Source organism: Arthrobacter sp. NPDC057009 (assembly GCF_042673905.1).
Taxonomy (GTDB): Bacteria; Actinomycetota; Actinomycetes; order Actinomycetales; family Micrococcaceae; genus Arthrobacter.
In genome coordinates this window covers 1-18,245 of record NZ_JBHUSB010000010.1, presented here as the reverse complement: position 1 = coordinate 18,245, position 18,245 = coordinate 1, and the positions used below count along the sequence as shown (strand labels likewise).

Annotated in this window: 17 protein-coding genes and 1 rRNA gene; 15 read left to right on the top strand and 3 right to left on the bottom strand. The window is 66.7% G+C overall.

Translation table 11 applies throughout. From position 1 onward, the window contains the following. The first annotated feature begins 2 nt into the window (after window positions 1-2). The 3 genes from ACFTR6_RS12060 (at window position 3) to ACFTR6_RS12050 (ending at window position 5,330) form a co-directional block, all read left to right on the top strand. Window positions 3-887, top strand: coding sequence for a DUF4194 domain-containing protein (locus ACFTR6_RS12060; protein WP_377958095.1), 885 nt, complete (start codon window positions 3-5; stop codon window positions 885-887). After that, window positions 884-4,357 (top strand): ATP-binding protein, encoded by a 3,474-nt coding sequence (locus tag ACFTR6_RS12055; protein ID WP_377958094.1) that lies wholly within the window; start codon window positions 884-886, stop codon window positions 4,355-4,357. Before ACFTR6_RS12060 ends, ACFTR6_RS12055 begins: the two co-directional genes overlap by 4 nt. A gap of 190 nt (window positions 4,358-4,547) precedes the next feature. Next, the gene (locus ACFTR6_RS12050) at window positions 4,548-5,330 is read left to right on the top strand and encodes a hypothetical protein (protein ID WP_076799640.1); all 783 of its coding nucleotides are present in this window, start codon (window positions 4,548-4,550) and stop codon (window positions 5,328-5,330) included. 93 nt (window positions 5,331-5,423) lie between these two features. Here the strand turns inward: ACFTR6_RS12050 and ACFTR6_RS12045 are convergent, their stop codons facing one another. After that, a complete protein-coding gene (locus ACFTR6_RS12045) occupies window positions 5,424-5,972 on the bottom strand; it encodes a TetR family transcriptional regulator (RefSeq protein ID WP_377958093.1) in 549 nt (182 codons plus the stop codon). Continuing rightward, window positions 5,969-7,954: an MFS transporter gene (locus ACFTR6_RS12040; protein WP_377958092.1), complete on the bottom strand. Its 1,986-nt coding sequence runs from the start codon at window positions 7,952-7,954 to the stop codon at window positions 5,969-5,971. The genes ACFTR6_RS12045 and ACFTR6_RS12040 overlap by 4 nt, the downstream gene beginning before the upstream one ends. Window positions 7,955-8,161: 207 nt before the next feature. Here ACFTR6_RS12040 and ACFTR6_RS12035 point away from each other — a divergent pair, with 207 nt between their 5' ends. From ACFTR6_RS12035 to ACFTR6_RS12010, 6 genes are all read left to right on the top strand, one after another. Continuing rightward, window positions 8,162-9,283 carry an iron-siderophore ABC transporter substrate-binding protein gene (locus ACFTR6_RS12035; protein WP_377958091.1) on the top strand — a complete coding sequence of 374 codons (1,122 nt, stop codon included), beginning with the start codon at window positions 8,162-8,164 and terminating at the stop codon, window positions 9,281-9,283. A gap of 9 nt (window positions 9,284-9,292) precedes the next feature. Then, a complete protein-coding gene (locus ACFTR6_RS12030) occupies window positions 9,293-10,402 on the top strand; it encodes a FecCD family ABC transporter permease (protein WP_377958090.1) in 1,110 nt (369 codons plus the stop codon). A 20-nt stretch (window positions 10,403-10,422) separates the two neighbouring features. Beyond that, the gene (locus tag ACFTR6_RS12025; protein WP_377958191.1) at window positions 10,423-11,529 is read left to right on the top strand and encodes a FecCD family ABC transporter permease; all 1,107 of its coding nucleotides are present in this window, start codon (window positions 10,423-10,425) and stop codon (window positions 11,527-11,529) included. Next, window positions 11,529-12,356 (top strand): ABC transporter ATP-binding protein, encoded by an 828-nt coding sequence (locus ACFTR6_RS12020; RefSeq protein WP_076799649.1) that lies wholly within the window; start codon window positions 11,529-11,531, stop codon window positions 12,354-12,356. The genes ACFTR6_RS12025 and ACFTR6_RS12020 overlap by 1 nt, the downstream gene beginning before the upstream one ends. Then, a complete protein-coding gene (locus tag ACFTR6_RS12015) occupies window positions 12,353-13,426 on the top strand; it encodes a siderophore-interacting protein (RefSeq protein ID WP_377958089.1) in 1,074 nt (357 codons plus the stop codon). Before ACFTR6_RS12020 ends, ACFTR6_RS12015 begins: the two co-directional genes overlap by 4 nt. Window positions 13,427-13,704: 278 nt before the next feature. Next, the gene (locus tag ACFTR6_RS12010) at window positions 13,705-14,538 is read left to right on the top strand and encodes an SGNH/GDSL hydrolase family protein (protein WP_377958190.1); all 834 of its coding nucleotides are present in this window, start codon (window positions 13,705-13,707) and stop codon (window positions 14,536-14,538) included. A 39-nt stretch (window positions 14,539-14,577) separates the two neighbouring features. Here ACFTR6_RS12010 and ACFTR6_RS12005 read toward each other — a convergent pair whose 3' ends face one another. Next, entirely contained in the window at window positions 14,578-14,862 is a 285-nt protein-coding gene (locus ACFTR6_RS12005; protein WP_377958088.1) for a YciI family protein, read from the bottom strand. 95 nt (window positions 14,863-14,957) lie between these two features. Here ACFTR6_RS12005 and ACFTR6_RS12000 point away from each other — a divergent pair, with 95 nt between their 5' ends. The 6 genes from ACFTR6_RS12000 to ACFTR6_RS11975 all read left to right on the top strand — a co-directional run. Beyond that, a complete protein-coding gene (locus tag ACFTR6_RS12000) occupies window positions 14,958-15,443 on the top strand; it encodes a MarR family winged helix-turn-helix transcriptional regulator (RefSeq protein WP_076799655.1) in 486 nt (161 codons plus the stop codon). An 85-nt stretch (window positions 15,444-15,528) separates the two neighbouring features. After that, window positions 15,529-16,290, top strand: a complete 762-nt coding sequence (locus ACFTR6_RS11995; protein ID WP_076799657.1) for an SGNH/GDSL hydrolase family protein — start codon at window positions 15,529-15,531, stop codon at window positions 16,288-16,290. 510 nt (window positions 16,291-16,800) lie between these two features. Further along, window positions 16,801-17,037 carry a 50S ribosomal protein L28 gene (rpmB, locus tag ACFTR6_RS11990; protein WP_003798559.1) on the top strand — a complete coding sequence of 79 codons (237 nt, stop codon included), beginning with the start codon at window positions 16,801-16,803 and terminating at the stop codon, window positions 17,035-17,037. Then, a complete protein-coding gene (gene rpmG / locus ACFTR6_RS11985) occupies window positions 17,037-17,204 on the top strand; it encodes a 50S ribosomal protein L33 (protein WP_003798558.1) in 168 nt (55 codons plus the stop codon). The genes rpmB and rpmG overlap by 1 nt, the downstream gene beginning before the upstream one ends. Window positions 17,205-17,208: 4 nt before the next feature. Then, on the top strand, window positions 17,209-17,514 hold the full coding sequence (gene rpsN / locus ACFTR6_RS11980; protein WP_076799658.1) for a 30S ribosomal protein S14: 306 nt from the start codon (window positions 17,209-17,211) through the stop codon (window positions 17,512-17,514). A 657-nt stretch (window positions 17,515-18,171) separates the two neighbouring features. Beyond that, window positions 18,172-18,245 (top strand): 16S ribosomal RNA (locus ACFTR6_RS11975); the annotation flags it as partial.

The window sequence follows — 18,245 nt, the reverse complement described above, 5'->3', positions numbered from 1 at the left end:
CGATGACTGAAGAGATTACGACGGCGGACGCCGGGACGCCGCTGGCCGAGGACGCTCCGTTCGCCGAGCATGGCGAAACCCCGGCAACGCCGGCTGCTTCCCTCGCCGGCGTCAGCCCCCGCGACACGTTCGTGGACGGTGCGGCGCTCTTCCCCGGTGACACCGGCGTGCTTCCCATGAAGGTGCGCCAGGCCCTCGTGAAGCTGCTGAAGGGGCCGTATGTCGACGGCGGACGGGACGAGAAACTCTGGACCACGCTGCTGGACAACCAGCTGATCCTGCGTAGCCGGCTCTCGGAGCTGTTCCTCACGCTGCAGCTGGACCACGAGCGCAAGATTGCAGTGCTGCGTCCCGTCGATCCCGAAGCGATCGGCGGCAGTGCCCGCTCCAGTATCCTGCGCCAGCAGCGCGCCCTGAGCCGGGTGGAAACGATCGTGCTGCTGCGCCTGCGGCTCCTGCTGGACCGCCACGTCACCGCCCAGACGGACCCCACGATCACCCGCGAGGAAATCGCCGAGCTCGTGGCCCACTACCAGCCAGCCGGCCAGCAGGACGCCCTGCGCGACTCGGATGTGGTTAACCGGGCAATCACCAAGCTTCTCGCCCGTCAGCTCCTGCTCACCACGGGCCTGGACGACGTCTACACCATCTCCAACGCCCTGCCCCTGGCCCTCCCGTTCGACAACATAGGCGACATCCCCGCCCAAATCGAAGCCCTGATAGCCGCCACGGCAGACGCCTCAGGGACCGAAGCAATGCTGGAACTCGACGGCGAGACCTCTTCCCCAGACGAGGATGGTGACGAACTTGTTGGTGAGGTAGCGAAAGCCGCATCCACCACGGAGGCGAACGGAACCACCGAAACGGAAGAAGGTGCAGCCAAGTGACTATCGCGAGCATGCTTCCGCTGGGCGACGTCGTCAATCCTGGCCAGATGCGCCTGGCCCAGGTGCAGGTGGTCAACTGGGGCACCTTCCACGGGGCGCACACGATGCACGTGGACCGTAACGGCACGCTGCTGACGGGCAACTCGGGCGTGGGCAAGTCGACGCTGTTCGACGCCATCCTCCGGGTGTTCGACGCCCGGCCGCGCTCCAATGAGGCCGCCGCGCAGCGCTCGGGCGGCGCCGTGGAGGACAAACGGACCACGTTTACGTACATGCGCGGCAAGGTGGGGGACAAGGCCGTCGGCGAGGGTTCGGCCAGCGCGTTCCAGCGTCCCGGGGCCACCTGGTCCGCCGTCGCCCTGACGTTCGACAACGCTGCGGGCACCAGGGTGACGGTGTCGGCGCTGTTCGACCTGCCCAAGAACGGTACGGAATCGAGTGTCGGCAGGTACTACCTGATCGACAACAGGCCGCTGGACCTGTCCGCCATTGAGGACATCGCCGAGAAGCGCTTCACCCGGGCCGCGCTGGAAAACATCTTCCCGGACGCCCAGGTCTTTGACGTGCACAAGGCGTTCGCGGAGCGCTTCCGCCGGCTTCTGGGCATCAATTCGGACCAGGCGCTGCCTTTGCTCCGCGTCATCCAGGCCGGCAAGGGCCTCGGCGGCAGCGTGAACACCTTCTTCCGCGACCAGGTGCTGGACGCTCCGGCCACGCTGGCCGCGGCGGACGACGTCGTGGAGGAATTCAGCAACCTCATGTCCATCCGGCAGCGCCTGGAGGACGTCCGGCAGCAGCGTGACCAGCTGGCTCCGGTCCCCGGCCTGAACAGGGAGTACGCGCAGTCGCTGCTGGACGCGAACCGGCTCCGCGAGCTCGCCGGCGAGGAATTCGAGGCCTACCGCCAGCAGCTCGCTGTTAGCGTGCACGAGAAGACCCTCGCCCGTTTCAAGGCGCTCGCCCAGGCCAAGGCCAAGGAACTTGCAGCCGAACGCGGCGTGCGTGACGGCCTGGCCAAGGAGCTCCGGCAGCTGGAGGCGGAGTACAACAACCAGGGCGGCAACGCCATCTCCTCGATCGAGCAGTCACTGGAGAACGCCCGTGTGGGGCTGAAGCTCCGCCAGCAGGTCGAGGAAGCTGCCCGGCAGGCGCTCACGGACGCCGGCCTGAACCTCGAATGGACCGCGGAGGGCTGGGAGCAGGCCCACGAACAGGCCGCTGCCCGCTCGGCCGAGCTGAAGGACGATTCCGCGGCCCTGCAGGAGCTGCGCTTTGAGGCGTTCGACGCACACGCTGCGAAGAAGCGTGAGCTTGCAGCGGCCGAGCAGGAGCTCGTGTCGCTGAAGACGCGCAAGTCCCTGCTGCCGCCGTCGAGCATTGAAAACCGGGCGGCGATTGCTGCGGCCACGGGCATCCCCGAGGAGCAGATGCCTTTCGGCGGCGAGCTGATCGACCTGGCCGAGGGGCAGGAGCAGTGGCGCCCCGCGGCGGAACGCGCCCTGCGGAACCTGGCCACTACGCTGCTCGTGCCGGGCGAGCACTTCGCAGCGGTCACCCGCTACCTGAACGGCAACACCGTCCGCGGTGCTTTGCGGGCGGTGGACGTGTCCAAGCCGCTCGCCGGGGCGGCGCTCGCGGTGGAGGACGTGGCCGACGGCGACCTGCTGACCAAGCTGGACATTCTCACCACCGGGATCAACGCCGACGCCGGGGAATGGATCCGCGAGCGGATCGCCCTCGACTTCGCCTATCCGTGCGTGGAGAACCCCGACGAGCTGGCGGTGCTGGACAAGGGCCTGAGCCTCGGCGGTGTGGTCAAACGCAACCGGCACACCGTGGAGAAGGATGACCGGTTCACCAGCCGGCAGGATTACGTGCTCGGATTCGACAACGCCTCCAAGCTGGAACTCGTCGCCGGACAGGCGGAGGATCTGCGCCAGGAACTGGCCAAGGCGGCGGAGCTGGCCCAGAGCCGCGAGGAATCGCACCAGGGAATGTCACGGCAGCTCGAGGCCCTGCGCAGGGTGGCCGAGGACAACCGCCCATGGGAACAGGTCTCGGCCGCGGTCGCCGCTGACGAACTTGGCCGCATCGAACAGCGGCTCAGGGACGCCCTCGCCGCCCAGGCCGACCTCGAACCGCTCCGCGCCAACATCGAGACGGTGCGCCAGAAACACCAGTCCAGCACCGAGGCCGCCGCGGTGCTGCAGAGCGAATACAAGGCGCTGGACCAGCAGCTCACCGCCTCCGATGCGATGCTGGAAGCCGCGCGCACCCGCCTGAACCAGGCTCCGCCGTCGGACTCCACCTGCGCGGCGCTGGCGCCGTACTTCGCCGAATTCGGCGACGTCACCGAAATGCATGAGCTGGACAACCTTGCCGGCCGGGTGCGAACCCAGCTGCTCGGCGAGCTGCACGGTGCGGAGTCCCGCGCCCAGGCCACCTCCGAGCGGCTCACTCGGATCTTCGAAGGCTTCGTCCGCGACTGGGGCACCGCCATTTCGGCCGACCACGGCACGTCCATCGGCGCCGTCGGCGAGTTCGAGGCCCGCTACCACGCGATCATCAATGACGGGCTGCCCGCGCAGGAGGCCGAGTTCCGGCAGTTCTTCAACCAGCGCACCCATGAGTCCTTCAGCACGCTGCTCCACCTGCTGGACGAGGAACGCCGGTCCATCACCAGCCGGATCCTGCCGCTGAACGGGATCCTGTCCGAGGTGAACTTCCACGAGGGCAGCTACCTGGAACTCGACATCAAGCAGACCTTGCCCGCCACGGCCAAGCAGTTCAAGGACGCCATCCAGAACGCGCTGAAGACCCGGCATACCCGGCCGGCCAAGGCAGAGACGGCCAAGGCCGAAACTGCCCAGGCGGGCCAGGACGAGGACGCCGAACTGACTGCACGCTACAAGTCGCTGGAGACGCTGGTCAAGCGGCTGGGATCGCAGACCCCCGAGGACCGGCGCTGGCGGGCCGAGGTGCTGGATGTGCGCGGGCACCTGTTCATCCAGTGCAAGGAGCACCGGGAGGTGGACGCGCCGGCTGGGAAGAAGGGCGGCAAACGGACAGAGGTGTTCATGCATGCGGACACCGGTTCGATGTCCGGCGGTGAGCGCCAGCGGTTCACCGCGTTCATCATGGCCGCGGCACTGAGCTACCAGCTGGGCATCGCCGAGCAGGGCTTCACCACGTACGGCACGGTGATGATGGACGAGGCGTTCGTGCTGGCGTCGGAGGAGTTCGCCGGCGCGGGCATCAAGGCACTGCATGAGTTTGGCTTCCAGCTGCTCCTGGCGGCGCCCGAGAACGTCATCGACCTGTCCCGCCACCTGGGCTCGGTCACGGAGATCCTCCGCGACAGGCGCACCAACCGGTCCGGCGTGCTCAGTGCCCCTGTTATTACTCCGAAACCGGGAACAGCAGGGCAGTGGCGGTCCGAGGCCAATCCGGTTGATATCGTGCTGCGGTGAGTAACGCTTTCGTCGCTTTATAACAAATCGATGGATTTATTAAACGGACTCTAGTGTGGGGCTGTTTTGGCGTGCGACTGTGGTGGCTCCACCAGTCTTCGCCAAACGCTTCACAGGGTCATGGACACTCCCATGCGGCGGGCAGAGCAGCCCCTGAGAGCTTGACGGCGTCATTTCGAAAGGCACCATCATGCGCCCTGCGTTCCGCGCCCCCGTTATTACCGCCCTTGCTGCCGCCGCCTTCTCGCTGGCCGGTTGCGGGGCCATGGTTTCGGCAACACCCTCGGCAACCGCACCCGCCGCTTCGTCGTCCGCACCGGCTGCTTCAGCGACGGCATCTGCTGCTTCCGCGTCCTCACCCGCTGCTTCCGCAACGCCATCGGCTTCACCGAGCCCGTCCTCCTCCGCCACTGGCGGTGCCGGCGGTGCTGTCTCACCGGGGACCACGCCGTCGTCCGCGCCGGCGCCCGCCGGGCTGAAGACGTACACCTTCCCGAACGGGCATGTGTCCTTCAAGTACCCGGCCGACTGGAAGGTCGAGCTCTTCACCGGTGCCGGGTCGCCGTCGGAGTCCGCTACCGCCACGGTCATCGACGCCAGCGGCACCAGGCAGGCCACCGTGTACTCCGGAAAGATTGCCGATGGCGTCTCCCACCCGGTGACCCGCACGGTCTTTGAGTCCGCGCCGGTGCCGGGCCTCGCGGCGCAACCGGCACCGGCCGCCCACTACGCGTTCTACGTGGACCGCATGGACGCCAACGCGACCTACCGCATGCACCTGTCGGCCGGAGCACCCAGGTCAGGACAGGAAGCCGCGCTGGACGGCATTATCCGCACCGCGGACGGCGTCATCCTGGCCGACGTCCAGTTCATCGAGAAGCCCTTCGCCAACGACGCCGCGGCCAAGTCCTGGCTTGCGGGCGCGGAGGGGCAGGCGCTCAAGGCGCTGCTGCTGAGCATCTCCTACAGCTGACGCTCTCTCAGCTCCTGCAGCAAATCAGCCAACGCTCCCGCACTGAGGTGCGGGAGCGTTGCGTTGTGGGCGAGGGGATGAGCGTCGGGGAGGCTAGGAGTGCGCGGCCGTGCAGGCGTCGATCTGGGCCTGCACGATCCCGCCGTAGTAGGCCACCAGCTCGTCAAAGTCCCAGCCGTCGAAAAGCCCCAGCGTCCGCACGGTTTCCCCGAAGCCGGTCATCAGCGCGATGACAGTGGACGCATAGCGGCGGTCCGGTGTCGCGTCCCCGATGAGCTTTGCGATGCTGCCAAGGTAGCGTTCGCGCAGTTCGTTCCGCGCCGCCTCTGGATCAGGAGCGTCGTGGACGTTGATCGGAATGATGGCCCAGGGTTCCTGCATGCCGCGTTCCCGGCGCATCAGCACGCGGAAGACGAGAGCGCCGCCGAGCTCGGATGCGGGGACGGTCAGTTCGGTGAGCAGCGATTCGTCCGGCTGCACAGCTGCGAAGAGCTTCGCCTTGGAGATGAAGAGCTTCATCACCAGGGCCGCCGAAACCCCGGCCTCGGCGGCGATGTCCCGGACCGTCACGGCCCGGTAGCCCCGCTCGCCGAACAGCCGCCCCGCCGCGCTGAGGATGGACTCCTGGCTGGGGCTGCTCATGCCGGCACCGGCTCCCCGCCGGCCCGTCGGGCGGTTGCCTGTGCGGGCTGTTCAGCTGAAAGGTCCACGGTCAGGGAGCGGTTGTCGACGGCGAGCTTCCGGGCCACGGCTTGATGAGTCACGGGATGAAGCATAGTCACTATGTAGCGTCCGGCGGCAGGCAGCGGAAGGGTGTACACGCCGCCGTCGTCCGTCCTGGCGGTGGCCACATGCTCGCCGGTGGCGTGCAGCAGCGTCACCACCGCTCCGGCAACGGGCTCACCGCCGACGGCCGCCCGGCCGCCGATTTCCAGCCGCTCGTGGAGGAGGAAATTCTGCTTCAGCGTCCGGCCGTCGAAATCGAAAACCTCCGCCATCGGCGCCCAGCCCGCGGCGTTGGCCACCACGAGGTATTTCCCGGCGCCCGGCAGCGCCACCGAGTAGTTGCCGTCGCTGTCCACGCGGCTCCAGTCCACCGGCTCGCCTTCTGTCCGGAGGACGGTGACGACGGCGGGAGTGAGCGGGCGGTGGTCGGGCGCCAGGACGCGTCCCTGCACCACGAGTTCGGCTGCCGCCGGCACCGCCGGCTTCTCGGCAGCGGTGCGGTGGGCGGCGCGCGGGATGAAGACGGCGGCAAGGACGGAGGCGGCGGACGCCAGTGCGGCCATCCAGAACACGTCCCTGAAAGCCTCAAGCGAGGGGAGTCGGGCGGCGCCGAGCGGTATGGTCACGGAGGTGAGCACGGCGGCGACGGCGGCACTGGAGGTCGCGGTGCCGATGGAACGGACCAGGCTGTTCAGGCCGTTGGCGGACGCGGTCTCCGTGATCGGGACGGCACCCATGATCAGCGTTGGCATGGCGGCATAGGCAATGGCCGTGCCGATGCTCACCACCGTGGAGCCGATGACCACCCACGTGATGGAGTCGTAGAAGAACACCCGGCCCACGTACCCGGCAATCATCACCCCCGCACCCGCCATCAGCGCGGCCCTGCCCCCGAAGCGCCGGATGATGCCGCCGGACACCGGGGCGAACACCACCATGGCCAGGCCGGACGGCACCATGCACAGACCGGCCATGATGACATTTAGTTCAAAGCCGTAGCCGGTGGCGTGCGGAAGCTGCAGCTGCTGGGTGGTGAGGAGCATGTTGGCGAACATGGCGAAGCCGATCAGCAGCGATGCCAGGTTTGTCATCAGGACAGGCCGCCGCGCCGTGGTGCGAAGATCCACCATGGGCTGGCCCACCCTGAGCTCGTAAGGAATCCAGGCGGCCAGCAGGAGCGCCGCGGCGAGGAACAGCAGGAGCACGGGTTCCGAGCCCCAGCCCCAGGCGCCGCCCTTGGAGATGGCCAGCAGCAGCGAACCCAGCGCGGCGGAGAGCACCAGCGCGCCGGCGTAGTCGAAGCGGCCGGGGGTGCGCACCCTGGATTCGGGGACAACGAGCACGACGGCGAGCAGCAGCAGTGTGCCGGCGGCGGCGGAAACCCAGAAGATCGATGTCCAGCCGAGGCTTTCGTAGAGGAGGCCGGCGAGCGGCAGGCCCATGGCACTGCCGATGCCCAGGGTGGCGCTCATCAGTGCCACGGCGGAGCCCATCTTTTCCTTGGGCAGTTCGTCGCGCATGATGCTGATGCCTACGGGGATCAGGGAGGCGGAGAACCCCTGAAGTGCCCGCCCGATGATCAGCCACAGGAACGTGCCGCCCAGGGCGGCCATGACCGAGCCCGCCACCATGATGGCCAGGCACGCAACCATCATTTTCCGCTTGCCGTACATGTCCGCGCTGCGGGACACGATCGGCGTGGCGACGGCGCTCGCGAGGAGCGTCGCCGTCACCAGCCAGGATGCGTCGTCCGCAGTAACCGCCAGGATCCGCGGAAAATCTGGCAGCAGCGGCACCACCAGGGTCTGCATGAGGGCCACGAGTGTGCCGCTGAGCGCCAGGACCGCGGTGATGGCGGAGGGGCTGCGGGCCGGCTTCGGGGCGGGAGGAGCTGTCATGTGGGCAGGCCTTTGCGGGGACGTCGGGCCCTATAAAGGGTGAACGGGCGTTTACTCCTTCAAAGTGAACCACCGTTCACCCTTTCCCTGCAAGACGCTTGCAGCTAGTCTGGCCACTGCGCGCAATTACGTGATGCAAAGCTTTCGTAATCTTCGGAAGGATAGGCTAGCCTTACTTAGGTTCGCTTCATTCACCTAAGGAGTTCCGTGACTTCCCCCCTCTTCTCCGGCCGGCAGGCTGTTACCGGCGGCCCTGCTGCCGGCACCACCCGCCGCTCCCTGTTCAAGACCGCCGGCAAGGCCACCGCTGTCCTTGCCGCTGCGGCGCTTTCCCTGACCGCATGCTCCACCGGGCCGGCGTCGTCCTCCGCGGACACCGGATCCACGGCTTCCGCGAGCGCGCAGTTCCCGGTGACCATCAAGAACGTCTTCGGCGAAACCACCATCGAGGAACAGCCCAAGCGCGTTGTCACCGTCTCGTGGGTCAATGACGACATCGCCCTCGCGCTCGGCGTGGTTCCCGTCGGCGTCCCGAAGAACGAGTGGGGCAACAACGACAAGGGCTCCACCCCGTGGAAGGACGCTGCCCTCGAGAAGCTGGGCGCCTCCTTCGGCAGCGACAAGGCCCCGGTCCAGTTCTCCGAGGCCGACGGCATCAACTTCACCGAGATCGCCAAGCTCAACCCGGACGTCATCCTGGCCGCCTACTCCGGCCTCGAAGCCGCGGACTACAAGAAGCTCACCGAAATTGCGCCCGTCGTGGCCCAGCCTGAGCTCGCCTACGGCACTCCGTGGCAGGAAGCCACCACCCTGATCGGCAAGGCCCTCGGCAAGACCGCCGAAGCGGAGAAGCTCGTTGCCGACACCGAGGCCACCATCAAGGCCGAGGCCGCCAAGTACCCGCAGATCACGGGCAAGTCCTTCATCTACGGCAACCTGGAGCCGGCCAAGGGCGACGGCGTGAACGTCTACCTCGCAGCGGACAACCGCCCGCGCTTCCTGACCGAGATCGGCATGAAGCCGGCCGCCATTGTGGAGGAGAAGTCCAAGGGCTCCAAGGAGTTCTTCACAGCGTGGTCCGCCGAGAAGGCCAACGAGCTGGAATCCGACGTCTTTGTGACCTGGGTTCCGGATGCCAAGACCAAGGACCAGATCATCAAGGATCCCCTGCTGAGCCAGATCCCGGCCGTCAAGAAGGGCGCCCTGGTTGCCGACTCGGACAACACCCTGACGCTGGCGATCTCCGCGTCGTCCCCGCTGAGCCTGCCGTGGGCCCTGGACAAGTTCCTGCCGCAGCTCGCAGCCGGCGCTGACGCAGCCGCCAAGTAGTTCCCAGCCATGACATCAAGCACGACGGCGGCCTCCTCCGGGAAGCGCGAACGGACACTTGTGGCCCCTGTGGCCGCACCTGTTGGGCCACAACTGTCCGCTCGCGCCCAGCCTGCACGCAAGGTCCGCGGGCCGCGCGCTGCCTGGCTGGTGGTTGCCGTCGTCGTGCTTGCTGTTGTCTGCGGAGCCTCACTCGCCGTGGGCGCCCGCGGCCTGTCCCTCGAAACCGTGTGGCAGGCGCTGACCGAGTTCAACCCGGCGGACGGCGACCACGCCGTGGTCCACGCCCGGATCCCGAGGACCATACTGGGCCTGCTGGCAGGTGCGGCGCTGGGCCTGGCGGGGGCGGCGATGCAGGGCGTGGCCCGCAACCCGCTGGCCGACCCGGGCATCATCGGCATCAACGCCGGCGCCGCGCTGGCCGTGGTCACCGGGATCTATGTCTTCGGTATCTCCTCGCTGACCGGCTACATTTGGTTCGCCTTCATCGGCGCCGCCGCGGCCGCCGTCGTCGTTTACCTCATCGCCTCCATGGGCCGGGACGGCGCGACGCCGGTCAAGCTCGCCCTGGCGGGCGCCGCCCTCAGCGCCGGGCTGTTCTCCCTGATGAACGTCATCCTGGTTTCCAGCCAGGACACCCTGGACCGCTTCCGCTTCTGGCAGGTGGGCGGCATTGCCGGGCGTGACTGGTCCGTGCTGCTGCCCGGCCTGCCGTTCCTCGCCGCCGGGGCACTGATCGTGCTCCTGGCCGGACGGGTCCTCAACAGCCTGGCACTCGGCGACGATGTGGCCCGGGGCCTGGGCCAGAACGTCGGCCTGGCCCGGGCCGTCACCGCGCTGGGCATCGTCCTGCTGTGCGGGTCGGCGACGGCGCTGGCCGGGCCCATTGGGTTCGTCGGCCTCGTTGTCCCGCACGCGGTGCGCTTCCTGACCGGGCCCGACTACCGCTGGATCCTGCCGTTCTCCGCGGTGCTGGCACCGGCACTGCTGCTGGTGTCCGACGTCGTCGGACGCGTAATCCTGCTTCCCGGCGAGGTCCCGGCCGGCATCATGACCGCCCTTATCGGCGCCCCGGTCTTCGTCTGGCTGGTCCGCCGCGGGAAGGGTGCGGGACTGTGACCTTCGATTTGAACACCAGGATGCGCGAACGTACAGATAAGGCCCCAAATGAGCCCGGTCCGGGGCCACAAGTGTCCGTTCGCGCTTCGAACCGGCGAACCAAACTGAATCGTACAGCGGTGCTGGCTGCCGGCGTCGTGCTTCTTTTGGCTGCCAGCATCCTGCTGGGAAGCTACACCGTCACCATCCCCGACTTCTTCAAAATCCTCACCGCCCACCTCACGGGCGGCGAGAAGATCCCCGGCGCCAGCTTCATCGTGATGGAAGCCAAGCTGCCGCGCGCTGTCATCGGCACGCTGATCGGCCTGGCGTTCGGACTCTCCGGTGCGCTGTTCCAGACCATGCTGCGCAACCCGCTGGCCAGCCCGGATGTGATCGGCATCAGCTACGGGGCCAGCGCGGCGGCGGTCCTGGCCATCGTGGTTTTCGGGGCCTCCGGTGCCGTGGTGTCCGGCGCTGCCCTGGGTGGCGCAATGGCCGTGGCGGCACTGATCTACGGAATTTCCCGCAGCGGCTCTCTGGGCACCGGCGGCGGCAGCCGCGGGAACGTCGCCGGCAGCCGCCTCATCCTCGCCGGCGTCGGCATCGCCGCCGCGCTGCACGCCATGGTCAGCTTCCTCATGACCCGGGCCGATATCCGCACCGCCGCCGAAGCGCTGATCTGGATCAACGGCTCGCTCAACTCCGCCAGCTGGGACCGCGCGGGGGTGCTGGTCCTGACGCTGCTGGTCCTGGTTCCGGTCGCCGGCCTGCTGGCCGGACCGCTGCGCATCCTCGAACTGGGGGACGACGCCGCAGCCGGACTTGGCATCCGCGTCGGTGCCACCCGGCTGGGACTGGTGCTCACCGCCGTCGCGCTGGCGGCAGTGGCGACGGCGGCCGCCGGGCCGGTAGCGTTCGTCGCCTTCCTTGCCGGCCCCATCGCGCGCCGCTTCACCGGCCGTTCCAGCCTCCCGGCGTCGGCCCTGGTGGGCGCCCTGATCGTCCTGGCGGCGGACTACTTCGCCGCCAACATCGCCCCGCTGCTGCTGGACGGCACCGTCCTGCCCGTCGGTGTGGTCACGGGCGCACTCGGCGCCCCGTTCCTGCTGTGGCTCCTGGTCACGTCCAACCGAAAGGATGCCTGATGGCTGTTCTGCAAGCCCGGGACCTCACGCTGCAGTACGACCAGCGGCGGGTCGTGGAAAACCTCACGGCGGAGATCCCCGAGGGCAGGGTGACCATGATCGTGGGCGCCAACGCCTGCGGCAAATCCACGCTGCTGCGCGGCCTGTCCCGCCTCCTCAAGCCGGCCGGCGGTACAGTCACGCTCGACGGCAAGGACATCCACTCCCGCCCGGCGCGTGAGCTGGCCCGCACCCTCGGCCTGCTGCCACAGCATCCGATGGCGCCGGACGGCATCACCGTCCGCGACCTGGTGGGCCGCGGACGGTACCCGCACCAGGGCTTCTTCCGCAGCTGGTCGGAGAAGGACGACGCCGCGGTGCAGCGTGCGCTGGAAGCCACCGAAACGCTGGAGCTCGCCGGGCGGAACGTCGACGAACTTTCCGGCGGCCAGCGCCAGCGCGTGTGGATCGCCATGGCGCTCGCCCAGGAAACGGAGGTGCTGCTGCTTGATGAGCCCACCACCTACCTGGACCTCGCCCACCAGGTTGAGGTGCTGGACCTGGTCACCGACCTGAACCGGCAGCGCGGCACCACCGTGGCGATCGTGCTGCACGACCTCAACCTCGCCGCGCGGTACGCGGACCATGTCATCGCCCTGAAGGCCGGGCGGATCGTGGCAGAGGGCACGTCGTCCAGCGTGATCACCGAGGAACTGGTCCGGCATGTCTTCGGACTGGAATCCCGGGTGGTGCCGGATCCGGTGTCCGGCACTCCGCTGATCATCCCGCTCGGCAGGCACCACGCAGACCCAAAAGTTCCGACGACGACCCTGGAGATTGCTTCATGAGTGCAGTACATAACGGTCCCGCCCGCACCTCCAGCACGGACCGTCCGGGGATCGCCACCGAGCCGATGACCCTGGCGTTCGATGTCACCGTCTCCGCGGTGCAGGAGCTCAGCCCGAACTTCCGGCGCGTGACGTTGGGTGGCTACTCCCTGCGCGACTTCGGCGTCAACGGAGACAGCCTGGATCTGCGCATCAAACTCATGATCCCCTCGCTGGCGCCGGACGGCACCCGGCTTCCGCTGCCGAAGTTCCGGATGGAGGAGAGCGGCTGGTACCAGGAGTGGCTGGCCATGGACCCCGCCACCCGCGGCTCCATGCGGACCTACACCGTCCGGCAGGCCCGGCTGGACGCCGTGTACCCGGAGATCGATGTCGATTTCGTCATGCACTTCGACGCCGAGGGCAACGGCGGTCCCGCGGCGAACTGGGCGCTGACGGCCAAACCGGGCGACGCCCTCACCCTGATCGGGCCGAACAACCGCGCGGCACAATGCGCCACCGCGGAAACGTACTCGGGTGTCGAATGGCGCCCCGGCCTGGCCGGACGCGTGCTCCTCGCCGGTGACGAGACGGCCGTCCCCGCCATCAGCGCCATTCTGGAAAGCCTGCCCGACTACATGACAGGGCATGCTTTCCTGGAAGTGCCGGAGGCCGGGGACTTCCTGGACCTGCAAACAGCAGCCGACGTCGAAATCACCTGGCTGGCACGCGGCGCCTCGATCGGCAGGTCCCGTCCGCACGGTGAGCTCCTCCAGGAAGCGGTGCGGTCGGCTGTCCCCGTGCCCGGCTGGGTGGGCATCAAGTCCGCCGAAGCCGCCGGCCCGGAGCCCGACGACGTGAACGTGGACCAGGAGATCCTTTGGGAAACCCCGGCGCGCCTCGATGCCGCCACCGTGAGCGCCACGAAAAACCCGGACAAGCCCGCCGGGGCGCTGCCGTTCTACGCATGGATCGCCGGGGAAGCCGGGGTTATCAAGGAGATGCGGCGCTACCTGGTGCGCGACGTCGGCATCGACCGGAAGCAGGTGGCCTTCATGGGGTACTGGCGGCAGGGTAAAGCCGAGCTCTGAGTCTCCGAGTTCCGGGCCGCCGGCACAGACGCTCCCTCACCTCCCGTCGCCTGAACCCCGGCGCTTCCTCAGCTCCTGCCGCCTGAACCACGACGCTCTGTCACTTCCTGCTGCCTGAACCCGGACGCTCTGTCACTTCCTGCCGCTTGAACCACCACGCTCCCTCAGCTCCTGCCGTCTGAGCCCCGACGCTTCCGCACCTCGAATGCGTTGGGAGGGCCCGCCGTCGTTCATCTGGGGTTTCCCTGGGTGTTGCTGTGCGTGTGTATCTTGTCCGGGTGGGTGTCTCTCCATTGCTTCCTGACCGGGGAAGGCGGCGCGTATTCGTTGCCTTGGGGGACTCCTTTACGGAAGGCGTGGGCGACCGGAGCTCCAAGCTGCCCAACGGAGTGCGCGGTTGGGCTGACCGGGTGGCGGAGAAACTCGCCAAGGCAGAACCCGGCTGGCACTACGCCAATCTCGCCATCAGGAGCAAGCGCCTGCGCCACATCGTGGACGAACAGCTGGAGCAGGCACTGGCCATGGAGCCCACGCTCATCACCCTCTACGCCGGCGGGAACGACATCCTGGACTTCGGCACGGACATGGACCAGCTGCTGGCCCAATATGAGGAATTGGTGGCACGGCTGGCAGCCACGGGCGCCACCCTGGTGCTGTTCACAGGCTTCGATGTCAAGGTATCCGCCGTGCTTGAACCGCTGAAGAAGCGGAACACCCTGTATAACCGGCGGGTCCGGCAGCTAGCCGCCAAATACGGGGCCGTCCTCGTGGACTACTGGTGCTTCGAGGCCTTCCACGATCGCAGGATGTGGGACACCGACCGGCTGCACATGTCCAAGGCCGGCCACAAGTACCTCGCGGCCCAGGTCCTCGACCATTTGGGCGTGCCGCACAAAATCAGCCTGAGGGAGTGGGAGCCGCCGGCCAGGGTGACGCTCCGCGACTGGGAGCGGCGGCAGCGGCGCTGGGTGAAAGACTGGGTGCTGCCGCTGTTTGGCCGCAAGCTTCGAGGCGTCACGCTGGGCGACAACCTTAGTCCCCGCTGGCCCCAGCCAGTGAAGGTGCCGCGCAAAGGCGGGCTGAAAAAGCTGATGGAGCCGCCGGCCTCCTAGCCATCCGGTTTTAGTCCGGCGGGTTCAGCCCGGCCGGTTCTAGTCCAGCAGGTTCTCGAACCCCGGTGCAGTGCGGTTGGCGGCAAATTCCATGACGTCGAAGTCGGCAACGCCATGCACGTTGAACGGATCCTTGGCCAACGACTCATCGAGTGTGTTCCGGTCAGCCTTGGAAAGCAGCACGCCGCCCGTGCGCGGAACCTTGCGGCCGGCGGCGATGAAGATGCCTTCGTCGAATGCATCCTTCAGCCAGTCCACGTGGGCGTCCAGGTGCTGGTCCACGACCTCTTGGGCAACTTTGTAAGTCAGGGAAACTACGTACATGACCGCCAGCCTACCGCCACCGCCCTGGCCGCCCGGCTGGCCGCCGCCGGACCGTGCCTTGAACCGTCAAGCGTCAGTTCTCCTAGGATGGAGTAATGACCGAACCGCGCTGGCTCAACGCCAATGAACGCCGGGCATGGCTTGCCCTTCTCAGCATCAACACCATGCTGCCCGCGTCGCTCGATACCCAGCTGCATGCCGCCGGAAAGGTGTCGCTGTTCGACTACAACGTGCTGGCGATGCTCTCCGAAGCCGAAGGACGGTTCCTGCCGATGAGCGAGCTGGCCGCACGGACCAGCGCCTCCCTCTCCCGGCTGTCCCACGTGGTCACTAAACTCCAGAACCGCGGCTGGGTGGAACGCCGGCCGCATCCCGGCGATGCCCGCGTCACCACCGCACACCTCACCGAACAGGGCATGGCCACGATCGTGGAACTGGCACCAGGCCACGTCGAATCCGTCCGCTCGCTGTTCCTGGACGCCCTGAGCGAGCGTGATGTTGCTGACCTCGCCCGGATCGGCGAAAAGATCGTGGCCCGCCTGGACAGCAATCACTGGATCCTCCGCGAGCGGCAGCAGTAGCGCCAAGGAGCAGTAGCCTCCGGGAACCGCCGCCGGTACCAGCCCGTCTTGGTTGCTCCCGGCAACGGGTGGCAGACTTGCTTCCATGGATTTCACGGCCCGGTACGTTGCCCTCGGAGATTCCTTCACGGAGGGCGTGGGCGACGACGACCCGACGCGGCCCAACGGTGTCCGCGGCTGGGCTGACCGCGTGGCGGAGCAGCTGGCTGCGGCCGACCCGGGCTTCGGCTACGCCAACCTGGCGATCCGTGGCCGCAAGCTGCGCCAGATCCTGGCCGAGCAGGTGGACGCCGCCATCGCTCTTAACCCAACGCTGGTGTCCCTCTATGCCGGCGCCAACGACATCCTCCGGCCCAAGATCGACATCGACGACCTGCTCGTGGACTACGAGAAGGCCGTTGAAAAGCTCACGGCGACCGGCGCCACGGTGGTGCTGTTCACCGGTTTCGACGCGCGGGGCTCCAAGGTTTTTGGCACGATGCGGGGCCGGACAGCCATCTACAACGAGCTGGTACGCGGGATCGCCGGTGACCACGGCGCCCTGCTGGTGGACTACTGGCGCTTCAACGAATACTACGACTGGGGCATGTGGGCCCGGGACCGGATGCACATGTCAGCAGCCGGCCACGCAAACATGGCCAAGCGCGTCCTGACGGTCCTCGAACACGAGCACTCCATCGAGGTTCCGCCCATGACTCCCGTCCCCGAACTCAGCAAGGCGGAGGCACTGCGGGCCAACGCCCGTTGGGTCCGGGAATTCGCCGGGCCATGGGTAGTCCGCCGGGTCACGGGCAAGTCCTCCGGTGACAACCTGAAGCCCAGGTACGCCCAGCTCACCCGGCTCTAGCGGGCGATACCGGACGTGGCTGCGGCGCGTTGGCCCGCCGTCGGACGTCTTTTACCCTGCGGGAACCTGCGGTGGCAAACCCGCCGAAAACCGGGAAGCTTGGCAGCTGGCCCGGAAGTTTGGCAGCCGACGGCGCCGGGGGCTTTATACACCCTTTCCCGACGGATTGGTCTTTAATTCGCGTGTCTCGTAGACTTGATTGGCGCTAGGTGGCGCGGAGCGTGTGCAATTGCTCCGGTCTGCGGCGGCTGTAGTCAGTATTCACAGTCCCTTCAGGCCGGTAGTTAGGGGCTCAAGTTGCGTGCATTCCTGTATTCGCCCAGTATCCCGGGACTTCGCAGTGGCCTCCATTGCCAAGTGTCCGTGGCTCATCGCATTCCGCCGCAGTGACCCGGTTCGCCGGTGTTTGCGACCTGCGGAATGTGTGAAGCTGGATGCGGACGTCGCCTGCCGCACGGTGAAGCAGAACTCTGCCCGCCGTTTCATTTATTTTTTCAGAGGAGAGTCGTCATGGCAGCACACTGCCAGGTGACCGGAGCCGAGCCGGGCTTTGGACACAGCATTTCGCACTCGCACCGCCGCAACAAGCGCCGGTTCGACCCGAACATTCAGAAGAAGCGCTACTGGGTTCCGTCCCTGCGCCGTAATGTCACTCTGCAGGTCTCTGCAAAGGGCATCAAGACCATCGACGTACGCGGCATCGACGTTGTCGTCGCCGACATCCTGGCACGAGGAGTGAAGCTCTAGTGGCAAAGGACAAGGACGTACGTCCGATCATCAAGCTCAAGTCGACCGCGGGCACGGGTTACACCTACGTAACCCGCAAGAACCGTCGTAACGATCCGGACCGCCTGGTCCTGAAGAAGTACGACCCCAAGATCCGCCAGCACGTCGAATTCCGAGAGGAGCGCTAAACACATGGCTAAGAAGTCCAAGATTGCTCGCAACGAGCAGCGCAAGGTCATCGTTGAGCGTTACGCTGCAAAGCGCCTCGAGCTGAAGAAGACCCTGGTTGACCCGAACGCGACTGACGAAGCACGCGAAGCTGCACGCCTCGGCCTGCAGAAGCTGCCCCGCAACGCCTCCCCGATCCGTCTGCGCAACCGCGACATCATCGACGGCCGTCCGCGCGGTACCTTCCAGAAGTTCGGTATTTCCCGTGTTCGCTTCCGCGACATGGCCCACAAGGGCGAGCTTCCGGGCATCACCAAGTCTTCCTGGTAATCCAGCATCGCTGATTCCAGCAGCTTGAGGAGGGCCGGCAACCATTTGGTTGCCGGCCCTCCTGTGCGTTTAACGGCTCTTCGTGCCGGGGGCAAGCAGGCGTGACGCACCACACAGAACTGAATTACGACGGCGGCGGGCGCCTTTTCTGCGTATCTCACCTTCTGGCCCGCGGAATCTAGCGGTTTTGGCCGCCCGGGAGCCGCGTTTTTGGTTGGGTTGCGGTGGGGGTGGGGTGGGTGTATTGTTTTCTGAGTCGCCGCGAGGGAGGCCAGCGAGGAGCTGGTAACCGGGCGGCGGATCCCCTTTCAAAATAGCCTGGAAATGGTTCGCTTTTTGTGGTGTGCCGTTGTGGGTGGGGCTGGTTTGTTTGCCGGTGTGGGTTCTGGGAACAGGATTTGCGTCGGGGAGTGAAACCGGGTAAGTTTGAAAAGTTGCTCCGGAGCGATCCTGAATGTTGGTTTGGGTGGTGCCGGGTGTGTCTGTTGTTTGAGAACTCAATAGTGTGCCAAGTTTATTGATACCGATTTTTTATTGATTGGTTGAATTGCCGGGCCGCCCACCCCCGTGGTGTGGTCTGGTGTTTTGGCTGGTTTCAAATTTTGTGCAGCCGGGTGTGGTGTTATTTCCACCTGTCCTGGTTGTGTCTGTTTTACTTCAACGGAGAGTTTGATCCTGGCTCAGGATGAACGCTGGCGGCGTGCTTAACACATGCAAGTCGAACGATGATC